The organism is Streptomyces sp. NPDC058685, from assembly GCF_042714725.1.
GTDB lineage: Bacteria > Actinomycetota > Actinomycetes > Streptomycetales > Streptomycetaceae > Streptomyces.
Window position 1 is genome coordinate 69,150 of record NZ_JBHXSL010000014.1, and the last position, 13,246, is coordinate 82,395.

11 protein-coding genes are annotated in these 13,246 nt (G+C 72.2%); 8 read left to right on the forward strand and 3 right to left on the reverse strand.

Going from position 1 to position 13,246, the window contains the following annotated elements:
• Positions 1-237 precede the first annotated feature (237 nt).
• Positions 238-852: a TetR family transcriptional regulator gene (locus tag ACFWU3_RS14910; RefSeq protein ID WP_384436543.1), complete on the reverse strand. Its 615-nt coding sequence runs from the start codon at positions 850-852 to the stop codon at positions 238-240.
• A gap of 90 nt (positions 853-942) precedes the next feature.
• Between ACFWU3_RS14910 and hmgA the strand changes: the two genes are divergently transcribed.
• The 4 genes from hmgA to ACFWU3_RS14930 all read left to right on the forward strand — a co-directional run bounded on the left by hmgA (position 943) and on the right by ACFWU3_RS14930 (position 5,550).
• Positions 943-2,262, forward strand: coding sequence for a homogentisate 1,2-dioxygenase (hmgA, locus tag ACFWU3_RS14915; RefSeq protein WP_384436346.1), 1,320 nt, complete (start codon positions 943-945; stop codon positions 2,260-2,262).
• Between the two features lie 12 nt (positions 2,263-2,274).
• Complete coding sequence (locus tag ACFWU3_RS14920; RefSeq protein ID WP_384436349.1) at positions 2,275-3,024, forward strand: GntR family transcriptional regulator; 750 nt, start codon at positions 2,275-2,277, stop codon at positions 3,022-3,024.
• Between the two features lie 71 nt (positions 3,025-3,095).
• Complete coding sequence (locus ACFWU3_RS14925; protein WP_384436352.1) at positions 3,096-4,259, forward strand: type ISP restriction/modification enzyme; 1,164 nt, start codon at positions 3,096-3,098, stop codon at positions 4,257-4,259.
• Positions 4,260-4,353: 94 nt separating this feature from the next.
• Entirely contained in the window at positions 4,354-5,550 is a 1,197-nt protein-coding gene (locus tag ACFWU3_RS14930) for a CaiB/BaiF CoA transferase family protein (RefSeq protein ID WP_384436355.1), read from the forward strand.
• A gap of 38 nt (positions 5,551-5,588) precedes the next feature.
• Here the strand turns inward: ACFWU3_RS14930 and ACFWU3_RS14935 are convergent, their stop codons facing one another.
• Positions 5,589-5,852: a hypothetical protein gene (locus ACFWU3_RS14935; RefSeq protein ID WP_313947246.1), complete on the reverse strand. Its 264-nt coding sequence runs from the start codon at positions 5,850-5,852 to the stop codon at positions 5,589-5,591.
• Between the two features lie 244 nt (positions 5,853-6,096).
• Here ACFWU3_RS14935 and ACFWU3_RS14940 point away from each other — a divergent pair, with 244 nt between their 5' ends.
• From ACFWU3_RS14940 to ACFWU3_RS14955, 4 genes are all read left to right on the forward strand, one after another.
• Positions 6,097-7,638 carry a DUF4331 domain-containing protein gene (locus tag ACFWU3_RS14940; protein ID WP_384436358.1) on the forward strand — a complete coding sequence of 514 codons (1,542 nt, stop codon included), beginning with the start codon at positions 6,097-6,099 and terminating at the stop codon, positions 7,636-7,638.
• A gap of 110 nt (positions 7,639-7,748) precedes the next feature.
• Complete coding sequence (locus ACFWU3_RS14945; RefSeq protein WP_384436361.1) at positions 7,749-9,089, forward strand: tetratricopeptide repeat protein; 1,341 nt, start codon at positions 7,749-7,751, stop codon at positions 9,087-9,089.
• Positions 9,086-10,651, forward strand: coding sequence for a nickel transporter (locus tag ACFWU3_RS14950; RefSeq protein WP_384436364.1), 1,566 nt, complete (start codon positions 9,086-9,088; stop codon positions 10,649-10,651). Before ACFWU3_RS14945 ends, ACFWU3_RS14950 begins: the two co-directional genes overlap by 4 nt.
• A 43-nt stretch (positions 10,652-10,694) precedes the next feature.
• Positions 10,695-12,449: a serine/threonine-protein kinase gene (locus tag ACFWU3_RS14955; protein WP_384436367.1), complete on the forward strand. Its 1,755-nt coding sequence runs from the start codon at positions 10,695-10,697 to the stop codon at positions 12,447-12,449.
• On the opposite strand, the gene ACFWU3_RS14960 is transcribed toward ACFWU3_RS14955, so the two are convergent.
• On the reverse strand, positions 12,433-13,242 hold the full coding sequence (locus ACFWU3_RS14960; RefSeq protein ID WP_384436370.1) for an SGNH/GDSL hydrolase family protein: 810 nt from the start codon (positions 13,240-13,242) through the stop codon (positions 12,433-12,435). The genes ACFWU3_RS14955 and ACFWU3_RS14960 overlap by 17 nt on opposite strands.
• Between the last annotated feature and the right edge of the window lie 4 nt (positions 13,243-13,246).

Here is a 13,246-nt window from a genome sequence, read left to right on the forward strand (position 1 = left end):
CAGGACCCTTTGGCCGCGCCGCAGTCCCTGCGGGGGTCCGGTTGCCGGGCGGGATTTCTTCACGCGCCGCCCGCTGCCAACAGGTGGCCCAAGCCTTTGTCGGTGCCCTGTTGCCGGGCGGCAGTTCCGTGCGCGGCCCGGTTGCCCAGAGGCGGCCGGCGGCCCGTGCGGGGACCCTCCTGCCGGGGCCAGGCCCGGATCAGGTCACCGGAAGATTTCGGGCCACCCCCGGCCGCCTCAGTCCAGCACCCGCGCCAGATACGACCGCAGCAGCTCCCGCGTCTCCCCCACGATCGCCTCGTCGCCCGACGGGTCCACCCGGAACGCCAGTTGGAGCAGGGCGTCCGCGGCCTCCACCGCGACCAGCGCCGCTCGTCGCAGCACATCGTCCGGCTCGCGGCCCACCTGCGCCGCCAGCAGCCCGACCAGGCGATCGGACACCTGATGGTTCGCGCCGGTCGCCCGGGAGCCCACCGGGATCTGGTTGCCGAAGTCGATCAGCGAGAAGCCGGGGACCGTGCGTTTCATGGTCACGTACTCGCCGAGCACCACATCGAGCAGTCCCCGCCAGTCGCCCCCGGCCAGCCCGTCGAGCCGGCCCGCGATGCGGTCGGTGTAGCCGTCCAGATTGCGCTCGGCCAACGCGTACACGAGGGCACGCTTGTTGCCGAAGAACCGGTACACCGAACCGATCGGCACCCCGGCCCGCACGGCCACCGCACGCGTGGACAGTTCCTCGTATCCGGTCTCGTCGAGCAGTGCGGCGCAGGCGTCCAGAATCCGGGCGAGCCGCTCGGCACTCCGCCGCTGCACGGGCTCACGTCGTAGATGGGCGTGGGACACGCGCTCCATCATGCCGTCCGGATGCCGTTGACGGGGGCGCTCCGCAATCCTACGGTAGTCCATAGGATTCCAGGATTCCTTCAGCACCGGGAGCGGGCGATGAGCGGCATCGAGCAGGCGCGGAAGACGGCCGAGTCCCTGGGGTACTCCCCCGGGTTCGGCAATGAGCACAGCTCGGAGGCCGTGCCGGGCGCACTTCCGCTCGGGCGCAACTCACCGCAGCGGGCACCGCTCGGGCTGTACGCGGAGCAGCTGAGCGGTTCGGCGTTCACCGAGCCGCGTGTCCACAACCGCCGCTCGTGGCTCTACCGCATCCGTCCGTCGGCGGCCCACCCGCCGTTCGTCCGCGTCGGCAACGGCGGACTGCGCAGCGCGCCGTTCACCGAGACCGTCCCCGACCCCAACCGGCTGCGCTGGAACCCGCTGCCGGAGCCGGCGCCGGGGACCGACTGGCTGACTGGTCTGTGGACGCTCGGCGGGAACGGCGACACGACCCAGCGGACCGGCATGGCCGTGCACCTCTACCACGCCAACGCGTCCATGACGGACCGGGTGTTCAGCGACGCCGACGGCGAACTGCTGATCGTCCCCGAGCGCGGTGGCCTGCTGCTGGTCACGGAGTTCGGCATGCTCGCGGCCCGCCCCGGCGAGGTGGCCCTGATCCCGCGCGGCATCCGTTTCCGCGTGGAACTGCTCGACGACAGCGCCCGCGGTTATGTGTGCGAGAACTACGGTCAGCCCTTCCAGCTCCCGGACCTCGGCCCGATCGGCGCCAACGGCCTCGCGAACGCCCGTGACTTCATGGCCCCGGTGGCGTCCTTCGAGGACGTGGAGCGCCCGGTCGAGGTGGTCAACAAGTTCTGCGGCAACCTCTGGGCGGCGACGTACGACCACTCCCCGCTCGACGTGGTCGCCTGGCACGGCAACCACCTGCCGTACGTCTACGACCTGCGGCGGTTCAACGTCATCGGCACCATCAGCTACGACCACCCGGACCCGTCCATCTTCACCGTGCTGACCTCGCCGTCCGACACCCCGGGCCTGGCGGGCGTCGACTTCGTGGTCTTCGCGCCGCGCTGGCTGGTCGGCGAGGACACGTTCCGTCCGCCGTACTTCCACCGCAACGTGATGAGCGAGTACATGGGCCTGATCGAGGGCGCGTACGACGCGAAGGCGGAGGGCTTCGTGCCCGGCGGCGGCTCGCTGCACAACATGATGTCGGCACACGGGCCGGACCGGGACACGTTCGACCGGGCGAGCGCGGCCGAGCTCAAGCCGCAGAAGATCGACGACGGGCTGGCGTTCATGTTCGAGACGCGCTGGCCGGTGACCGCGACGGAGCAGGCGGCGGGCGCGGACCATCTGCAGAAGGGCTACGACAACGTGTGGCAGGGTCTTGAGCGCCACTTCAGGTCGTAGTACGGAGATGCCGTGACCTCCTTCGCCCCCGACTCGCTGGTCCTGAACCGCAAGCTGCCGCTGTGGTACCAGGTCTCGCAGTCGCTGCGCGCCTCGATACTCGGCCGGGCGCCCGAGGCGTCGCTGCGGCTGCCCACCGAGGAGCAGCTCGCCGCGCACTACGGCGTGAGCGTGCTGACCATGCGGCAGGCTCTCAAGGAGCTGGAGGCGGAGGGGCTGATCAGCCGGCACCGCCGGCGCGGCACCTTCATCGAACCGGGGGCCCGCCGGGGGGCGCCGCGCCGGCTGCTGGGCTCGATCGACGCGATCGTGGCCCAGCAGTCGGGCGAGCGGACGACGATCCTCGGGCACGGACCCGGTCCGGTGCCCGCCGAACTGGCCGAGTACTTCCCCGACATCGCCGAGGTCGTGACGTACCGCAGGCTGCGCTGCGACGGGGAGAGCGGCGAGCCGACCAACTGGGCGGAGAACGCGGTCCGTCCGGACATCGCGGCCGGGCTGGATCTCGCGGATCTGGAGCGCTGGCCGATGACCAAGGTGCTGCGGGACGCGGTGGGTGTGCGGATCAGCCGGATCACGGACACCGTGGAGGCCCGGCTCGCGGACCCGCGTACGGCGGAGCTGCTGGACGTGCCGCTGCTGAGTCCGATCCTGCACTACACGGGTGTGACGTACGACGGCGACGGCCGGGTGGTGGACGTCGCACGCATCCACTACCGGGGCGACCGGTTCTCCTTCTCGGTCACCGTCGATGCGGACTGACGTCGGCGCGCTGAGCGTGGATGACTACCATTCCGGCGGTACGCGCCCGTGGCGAGGGGGAGGATGTCCGCATGCCGATGCTCGATGCGCTCATGCCGTGGGGCGTGCGGCCCCTGCGGCCGGGACGCTCCTGGGTGATCGCGCCGGACGCCGGATCGCTGACCGCCCGCTGGGACGCGGTGGTGCGGGCGGAGGGGCCGGCGCAGGACGCGCTGTTCGGGTGCACCCGCGCCCGCACCCCCCGGACCGCGGTGGGCCAGCTGCCCGGGCAGGCCGCGGGGACGGGCCGCTTCGTCCGTGAGAACGGCCGCTGTCCCGAGCCGGTGCGGATCGCGCACGGCGCCTTCGACGAACAGTGGCTGATCCCCGACCACCGTCTCCTCGACGTCGCCCGCCCCGAGCTGTGGCGGGTCGCGGACGACCGGCAGATCTTCGCCGTCGAACAGGGCTGGACCGGGGACGCCTCGGGCCCGGCCGTCCTGATGTCCGCGCCGCTTCCCGACGGCTACTCCCCCGCCGGACGGCCCGGCCGCATCCGGCCGCTGTACCGCCGCCCCGGCGGCGACGAGCCCAATCTCGCGCCCGGTCTGCTGCCCCTTCTGGAACGCCACTACGGGCGGACGGTCGCCCCCGAGGACGTGCTCGCCTGGATCGCCGCGGCGGCCGAGCCGTCACCCGCCGGCTGCCTCGTCCCTCTGCCCGCCGATCCCGAGGTCTGGCTCGCGGGCGTGGAGCTGGGGCGGACCCTGCTCGACGTCCAGCTCCGCGGCGCGCGCGGTGGTGCGAGGCCCCGGCTGCCCGGCGGGCGGCGCCCCTATGTGCGCGCAGCCGTGCCCGCCCGCCCCGACGCGATCGCGTACGACGCCGAGGAGGAGGTGCTGAGCGTCGGCGAGGGACGTATCTCCCCGGTGCCGTCCGCCGCCTGGCACGTCGAGGTGGCCGGCACCCGGGTGCTGGAAGCCTGGTTCGCGCGCCGGACCACCCAGCCCGAGCCCGGCACCCTGGAGGCGTTCCGGCCCGGGGTCTGGCCGCAGGAGTGGACCTCGGAGCTGCTGGAGCTGATCACCGTCCTCGCCCTTTTCGGTGAACTGACCGACCGGAGGGCCGAGTTGAAGACGGGCACCGAGATCGCCGACTTCGGGGGCGTGCTGCCGCCGCCGGACACGACCCGTCGGCCCGCGTCCGTACTCGACCACCACGAGGAAGGCCCGGAGGGCCAGTTCGCCCTGCTCTGACCGCGGCCACCGGTGCGCTCCACACCGGCCGGGCAGTCGCGCACCCGCCCGCCGAGATGACAGATGCCCTGCGTACGCGATAGGTACGGCTGTCATGAGCACTCAGCCACTGCCGCTCGACGGGGTCACCGTCGTCGCCGTCGAGCAGGCCGTATCGGCCCCGTTCGCCACCCGCCAGCTCGCCGACCTCGGCGCCCGTGTGATCAAGATCGAGCGTCCGGACGGCGGCGACTTCGCCCGCGAGTACGACACGGCCGCCCACGGACTCGCCTCCCACTTCGTGTGGTGCAACTACGGCAAGGAGTCCATCGCCGTCGACCTCAAGGACCCGCGCGGGCGGGAGATCGCGCGGCGGCTCGTCGCGGACGCCGACGTGTTCGTGCAGAACCTCGCCCAGGGCGCGGCCGCCCGGCTCGGCCTGGACGCGGCCACCCTGTGCGCAGCCCACCCCCGGCTGGTCGCCGTGGACATCTCGGGCTACGGCGCGGAGGGCCCGTACGCCCACAAACGGGCCTACGACATGCTCGTGCAGTGCGAGGCCGGCCTGGTCTCCGTCACCGGGACCGCCGAACGGCCGGTGAAGGCCGGCATTCCGGCGGCCGACATCGCCGCCGCCATGTACGCCTTCTCCGGGGTGCTGGCCGCGCTGCTGCGCCGGGGCGTCTCGGGCCGCGGCGGACCGGTGGAGATCTCGATGCTGGAGTCCCTCGCCGAGTGGATGGGACATCCGCTGCACTACGGGATGCACGGCGGTCAGCCACCGGCGCGCACCGGCCTCGCGCATGCCGTCATCGCACCGTACGACGCCTACACCACCGCGGACGGCGGGCAGGTGCTGCTGTCGGTGCAGAACGACCGGGAATGGCGGCGGCTGGCCGAACAGGTGCTGGAACTGCCCGACCTCGGCACCGATCCGCATTTCGCCACCAACACGGCCCGTACGGCGAATCGCGTGCGGACGGACGCGGCGGTGGGCCTGGCACTCGGGAAACTGGGCACCCAGGAGGCCGTCGACCGGCTGGAGGCCGCGGGCATCGCCTGCGCGCGGCTCAACGATGTGACGGATGTGGCCGGACATCCGCAGCTCGCGGCGCGTGACCGGTGGCGGGAGGTCGGTTCACCGGTCGGTCCGCTGAAGGCACTGCTGCCGCCGATCACCCTGCCGGGCGGACCGGAGGTACCGATGGGTGCGGTCCCCGCGCTCGGCGAGCACACCGACGCGCTGCTGAGGTCCCTGGGAATGACGGACGAGGGGACAGCAGCGCTGCGCCGGGACGGTGTGGTCGCCTGAGCGCGCGGTCGCGGGGTCGCGATGCGAAGGCGGCCGGATCAGCTCCGGCTGCCGAACAGCGAGCGGCGCAGCCTGCGCAGGGGCGCGAAGAGCGAGACGCGCGCGCTCTTGCTCCTGCGGCTGTGCGCCACATCACGCGTGGTGAGCTCGCGCATCAGCGACGTCGCCTCGACCGTCTCGCGCTGCGGGACGGCAGGGCCGCCCAGCACCGAAAGGTGCCGGTCAAGACGCGAACTGGTCGCGCTGCTCCCACATGTGATGGCAGGCACTCGTGCCCTGCTCCGCACTGCTATCTGATCCATGTCACTCCCCACCCGTACGACGCACCCGGCCCGGGCAGGTTAACCCTATCGCCCCGGCATCACACTCGTGTATCCCGGGCGCAGGATTCACCACACCTGTACGCGAGTTGACGACCACTCACCGAATCCATGAGTTTCCAGGGCGAGTTGGACACTTTCGAATCTCCACCAATCCATCCGTCGCGCGGCCCCGAATGGCACGCGCAAGGCAACCGAACCTCGTTGCTCAGAACGGACGGACGCGATGACCGCAATCAACAGGAGCGGGTGGGGGCCCGGAACTTTCCGGGGGCGCAGGAGTCTCGCCGCGCTCACCTGTGGTGCTCTGGCTGCCGGGGCGCTCGCCGCCGGCGGCGTGGCCGCACTGACGCCGGAGGCGGCCAGCGCCTCCAGTCACCGGGAGGCCCCGCTGATCTCGGGCCAGCCCCAGTTCGACAACACCGACGTGTACGCCTTCGTCAGCCCGGACAAGCCGGACACGACGACGCTGGTGGCCAACTGGCTGCCGTTCGAGGACCCGGCGGGAGGCCCGAACTTCTACAAGTTCGCCACCGACGCCCAGTACGACATCCACATCGACAGCAACGGCGACGCGCAGGGCGATCTGCTCTACCGCTGGACGTTCAAGGAACACCTCAAGAACGACAAGACGTTCCTCTACAACACGGGTCCCGTCACCAGCCTCGACGACCCCGACCTCAACTTCACGCAGACGTACGACATCGACCTGCTGCGCCTGAAGGACCAGAAGGTCGCCTCCACCCACAAGATCGCGGACGACGTCCCGGTGGCGCCGTCCAACGTGGGCAAGGCGTCCATGCCGGACTACAGCGTGCTGCGCAAGCAGGCGGTGCACCAGCTGCCGAGCGGTCTCACCACCTTCGCCGGCCAGGCCGACGACCCGTTCTTCCTGGACCTGCGGGTCTTCGACCTGCTGTACGGCGGAGACCTCTCCGAGGTCGGCAACGACACGCTCAAGGGCTACAACGTCAACACCCTCGCGCTCCAGGTGCCGACGCACTACATACAGCAGTCGGCCGAACAGCCGGTCGTCGGCATCTGGTCGACGACGCAGCGCAAGAGCGCGAGCGGCCACTGGACCCAGGTCTCACGACTCGGCATGCCGCTGGTCAACGAGGTCGTCCTGCCCCTGAAGGACAAGGACAAGTTCAACGCGTCCTCGCCCTGGAACGACGCCGACTTCCTGCCGTCGGTGACCAACCCGGAGCTGCCCAAGCTGATCGAGGGCATCTACAAGATCAAGGCTCCGGCCGAGCCGCGCAACGACCTCGTGTCGGTCTTCCTGACCGGTGTGAAGGACCTCAACCAGCCGCCCGGGGTGAAGCCCGCGGAGGCCCTGCGGCTGAACACGTCCATCAAGCCCACGGCCGAGCCGAAGAGGCTGGGTGTGCTCGACGGTGACAACGCCGGCTTCCCCAACGGCCGCAGGCTGACCGACGACGTCCTGGACATCGCGCTCCAGGTCGTCGAGGGCGAACTCGTCGGCTCGAAGAACGACCTGGGCGACGCGGTCGACGCCAACGACCTGAAGTTCGAGGCGAGTTTCCCCTACGTCGCGCTGCCGACAGCGGGCTCGCGCGGCCCCACGGCCGAGGGCGCCACGGCGCGCAACGCGCTGAACGGCGGAGCGGGCCTGTCGTCCTCCTCCGACGACAACAGGACCCTGCTGATCGCCTCCGCGGGCGGCGCCGTTGCGGGTGTACTGCTGATCGCCACGGCCCTGACCTGGTGGCGCAGGCGCAGGCGGACGACGAGCTACATCTAGGCGCGCCGCGCCCTTCCGGACGGGGGCCGGGCACGCCGTGCCCGCCCCCGTCCGCTCCACCGATCAGATCAGGGCCCCGTTCACCGGGCCCGGCCCCGAGAGGACCGAAGATGTCTCAGCAGACCAGCGAAGCCCCCCAGGCACCCCGGGGCGGCCTCCGGCGGCGGTTGGCCGTCGGGCTGGGAGCCGTCGGGGTGGCGCTGGCGATCAGCGCGGGCGCCGTCGTGCTGGGCGGCGACGGGCAGGAGCCGGCGGCACCCCTCGGCGGCGCCGCCGTCGCCGGGGCGGACGTACGGGCCCTCGAAACGCATCTGAAGAGCCGGCCCAAGGACGACCGGGGGTGGGCGACACTCGGTTCGGCCCGTGTCGAGGAGGCACGGACCTCCGGCGACCCGGCCGGTTACCCGCGTGCCGCCGACGCCTTCGAACGGTCGCTGAAGCTGCGGCGCGAGGGCAATGACGCGGCCCTCGCCGGACGGGCCGCACTGGCGGCAGCCCGGCACGACTTCACCGGCGCACTGCGGGACGCCGGGCAGGCGCTGGCGGTCAATCCGTACAGCGAACAGGCGCTGGCGGTGCGCATCGACGCGCTCGTCGAACTCGGTCGCTACGACCAGGCGTTGAAGGCCGCCGAGGAGGCGGACCTCAAGCGTCCCGGCATACCCGCCTTCACACGTCTCGCCTACGTCCTCGAACTGCGCGGCGACACCAAGGGCGCGAGCCGCGTCCTCACCCTGGCCATGACGTCCGCCACTGCCCCCGGCGACATCGCCTACGTCGCCACCGCGCTCGGCCAGCTCGCCTGGTCCCAGGGGCAGTACGACACCGCGCTGAAGCACTGCGCCACCGCGCTGCGCGCCCAGCCGAGGAACATCGCGGCCCTGGAGTGCCGGGCCCGGACGCACGCGGCGCAGGGGAAGACGGCCGAGGCGATCCGCGAGTACGAGGCGATCGTCGCCCGCTACCCGCTCCCCGGCCAACTCGTCGCGCTCGGCGAGCTGTACGAGGCAGCGGGGAAGGACGCCGAGGCCCGCCGGCAGTACGCGCTGATCGGCACCTGGACGTCGCTCGCCCGCGCGGGCGGGGTGAATCCGGATCTGGACACGGCGCTCGCCGCCGCCGACCACGGTGACAAGGCGGTCGCCCTCAAGTCCGCGCAGGCCGAATGGCAGCGGCGCAGGACCGTGCACACGGCCGACGCACTCGGCTGGGCGCTGTACCGCAACGGCCGTGCGAAGGACGCGCTGCCCTACGCCCGGAAGGCCACGGCGACCGGCTACCGCAACGCCGCGTTCCTGTACCACCTGGGGATGGTCGAGCAGGCGGCCGGCGCGAAGGCGCCCGCCCGCCGCTCCCTCACCCGGGCTCTCTCGCTCAACCCCGGTTTCTCGCCGCTCGCTCCGGCCGAGATCCGGCGCACCCTGAAGAACAGCGCCAAGGAGACGTCATGAGCACGGTGAGCAGCGCACGGACCCTGAGGAAGCGCATCGCCCTCGTCGGCACGCTGGTCGCCGGACTGTTCCTCGTCTTCGCGGGGACGGCGGCCGCCCACCCGCTCGGCAACTTCACCGTCAACCACTACGACGGACTGGTGGTCGCCCGGGGCGAGTTGCGGGTCGACCACGTCGAGGACCTGGCGGAGATCCCGACCGCCCAGATCGATCCGGCCGTGCGGACACCGGAGAAGCTCCCCGCCTGGGCGGCTGCGCGCTGTGCGACCGCGGCGCGTGAGGCGCGCGCGGAGGTGAACGGCCGCGTGGTGGCGCTCAGCGCCGGCGCGAGCCGTGCCGACATACGCCCCGGGCAGGCCGGTCTGGCGACGCTGCGGCTGGAGTGCGAACTGACGGCCGCCCTGCCGGACGGCGAAGCGGCCGTCACCTTCCGGGCTCCGGGCGGCGACGGGGGGCCGGGCTGGCGGGAGGTCACGGCGCGCGGCGACCGGATGACCCTCGCGGAGTCCGACGTGCCGCGGGAGTCGCTGTCCCGACGGTTGTCCGAGTACCCCGAGGACCGGCTGGCCTCTCCCCCGGACCGTACGAAGGCCGCGCTCGAGGTCGTGCCCGGTGGCCCCGCCCTGGCCGCCGACGGTGACGATCAGGGCGCGGGCCCCGCCTCCGTACTGCCGCGTGGCGCGGACCGGTGGACGCAGGCCCTGACCGGGCTGGTCGAGCGGCGCGATCTGACCCTGCCGTTCGCCGCCCTCGCTCTGGCGACGGCGATCGCGCTGGGCGCCATGCACGCGCTTGCTCCCGGCCACGGCAAGACCCTGATGGCCGCCGCGGCGGCGGCCGGCGGACGCAACTCGGTACGTGAGGTGCTCACGCTCGGCATCTCGGTGACGGTCACCCACACGCTCGGGGTGTTCGCGCTGGGGGCGCTGGTGGCGGCCGGTTCGGCGGCCGCGCCGTCGGTCGTCGCCTGGCTGGGTGTGGCGAGCGGCGCGCTGGTGGCGCTGGCCGGTGCCGCGCTCGTCCTGCGGGCATGGCGCCGGCGGGGCCGGCCGCACCACCACCATCACCACGGCCACAGCCACGGACATGTGCACGGGCACGACCACGACCACGACCACGACGGTCCGGATGCGCACGGGCAGGACCACCACGGCCACGCGCACCACAGCCACTCCCATGACCACCACGGCCACACCCACGGACTGCCGGACGAGAAGCGCCGCGGGCTGCGCGGCACCCTGCTCCTCGGGTTCGCCGGGGGTATGGTCCCGAGCCCCTCCGCCGTCGTCGTCCTCGTCGGCGCGGCCGCCCTCGGCCATGCCTGGTTCGGCTTCCTGCTCGTCCTCGCCTACGGCGCGGGGCTCGCCCTGACACTGGCCGCCGCAGGATTCCTCGTCGTGCGCGTCGGCGCGGGAGCGGCGAAGCGCCTGGCGGAACGCCGGCGCCGTGGTGGCAGGCTTCTCGCCCTGGCCCATCGGGCCGCTCCCCTCGGTACCGCCTTCGTGGTGTTCGTCCTGGGATGCGGATTGGTGTTCAGGGGGGCCGCAGCGGCCTGGAGTTGAGCTAGCTTTGAGTGGTTTCCACCGAGATGCCGTGCTGCAACGGATGGGGGCTCGCGTGCCCGAGAACCAACTGATCGCCGGGCGTTACCGACTGCTGAGCCCTCTGGGCGAAGGCGGTATGGGTGTGGTGTGGCGCGCCCGCGACGAGGTGCTGGCCCGCGAGGTCGCGGTCAAGGAGGTACGCGCGCCGGCCGGTCTCGGGACCGCGGACGAACGCCGGCTCTACCAGCGCCTGGAGCGGGAGGCGTGGGCTGCGGGCCGGATCTCGCACCGCAATGTCGTCACCGTCTACGACGTGGCCACCGAGGACGGCCGCCCGTGGATCGTGATGGAACTGGTCCGCGGGCTCGCCCTGTCCGACGTCCTGGAGGCGGAGGGCCCGCTCACCCCGCAGCGTGCGGCCCACGTCGGCGCCGAGGTGCTCGCCGCGCTGCGCGCCGCGCACGAGGCGGGCGTGCTGCATCGCGATGTGAAGCCGGGAAACGTCCTCGTCGCCAATGACGGACGGGTGGTGCTCACAGACTTCGGCATCGCCACGGTCGAGGGCACCTCCAACCTCACGATGACGGGCGAGCTCATCGGCTCGCCCGAATTCCTCGCGCCCGAGCGGGCACTCGGCCGCAACCCGGGCCCCGAGTCCGACCTCTGGTCCCTCGGCGTCCTGCTGTACGCGGCGGTGGAGGGCATCACCCCGTTCCGCCAGAACACTCCGCTGAGCACGCTGCGGGCCGTGGTGGACGAGGAGTTGCCGCCTCCGCGCCGGGCCGGTGAGCTGACGCCGGTGATCGCCGGGCTGCTGCGCAAGGACCCGGCGGACCGGCTCCCGGCCGCCGAGGCCGAGCGGATGCTGCGGTTGGTGGGCGCGGGCGGGACGGCGCGTACGTCCGTACCGCCCGTGTCGGGTCCGTACAGCCCCACGATGACGTCCACGTCACCGGGCGCTCCCCCGCCCACCGGGCCGGGACGGCCCGTGCCGACGACGGCGGGCATGGCGACCACGGCGCCGACTCCCGCCCCGCGGCAGGGACATCCCCGTCGGGCGAAGGTGGTGCTGGCCGCGGGCATCGCGGTTCTGCTGCTCGCGGCCGGCGGCCTGGCCTGGGCTCTGGCCGGGAACGGCAAGGGCAACGGCACGAACGCGGGCGACGACGGGGGCGGCACCGGAACTCCCGGCGCCGCGACCGCGGGTACGGCGGGCACCGGCAGTTCGCCGGACGACACCGGCGGCGACACCGGCACGGAGACGGACGACGGCGGTGACGGCGGCGCGACCGGCGGCAACGGCGCGTCGACGCACGACCGTCCCCAGACCGTCTCGGTCCACATCAGCACCGTGCACGACAGCTATTCGGGCACCTGCCCGCCACCGGAGGCCGAGGCTCCGGCCTTCCGGGCGACCATCACGGTCGGCCGGGTGCCCGCCGCCGTCGAGTACCGCTGGGCCACCGAGAGCGGCAAGGGCTCCGACACGGGCTGGAAGACCCTGCGGTTCGGCTCGGGGGGCGGAAAGCAGCGGGAGGTCAACCACGTCGAACGGAACCACCGGAACTACGCGGAGGGCGACACGTACCACGACCGGATCCGGGTGGAGATCCGGAAACCGGTCGAGGCACGGTCCGGTTGGGTCGACTTCTCGGTCAGCTGCGACGAGGAGTCCCCGTCGGGCGGGGACTCCTCGCCGGACGGGGACTCCTACTCGCCCGGCACCGGAGGCGGCGCGGACGTGGCGGACCCGGCTGACCCGGTGGACAGCGTGGCTGCCGCGGTCGGACGGACCGGGCTCACACGCGAGAGGTGAAGCTGGGCAGATAGCCGCCGGACTGCCCGGCGGCGGTGGGGTGGTACGACTCGCCGATGTTGAGCCAGTTCACGCTGTGCAGCCACGCCGAGCCGGAGCAGATCTCGTGTCCGGTGAAGGCGGGGACGACGTCGGCGAAGTCGTAGCCGTGGTTCGCTGCGCGCTTCGCGATGGCGGCGTTGAGGTAGTCGGCGGCCGAGTTGATCGCGGACCGTTCGTTCTCGCTGAGTCCGGCGAGGCAGCTGCCGCCCAGCTTGTAGAAGCGCGGGTAGCCGAGGACGACGACCTGGGCCGAGGGGGCCCGGGAGCTGATGGCCGTGTACACGGAGTCGAGTTGTCCGGGCAGGGTCGTGTTGACGTACGAGCGGGCCTGGTTGATGCGGTTGATGCAGGTGGCCTCCGACTGGAGGACGCAGGTGGTCATCACGTCCGAGAAGCCGGCGTCGTTGCCGCCGATGGTGATGGAGACCAGGTCGGTGGCGGAGTTGAGGGGGGCGAGCTGGCCGGAGAGAACATCACCCGTACGAGCGCCCGAGCAAGCGGTGAACGCGAACGACGAGGGTGAATGGGCGGCGGCCCAGAGCCTGGGGTAGGCGCGGGTGCTGCGCTTGCAGTTGCCGCTGGCGCTGTCGTAGCTGCCGGCTCCGACTCCGGATGAGTAGGAGTCGCCCAGCGCCACGTAGTCAAGGGCGAGGGCTCGGTCGTCGGCCTGCGCCGGGCCCGCTCCGGTGAGAGCGAGAACGGCGCCGAGGAGGAGTGAGGATGAGAATGCCGCGATTCGGGACAGTTTCATGGAA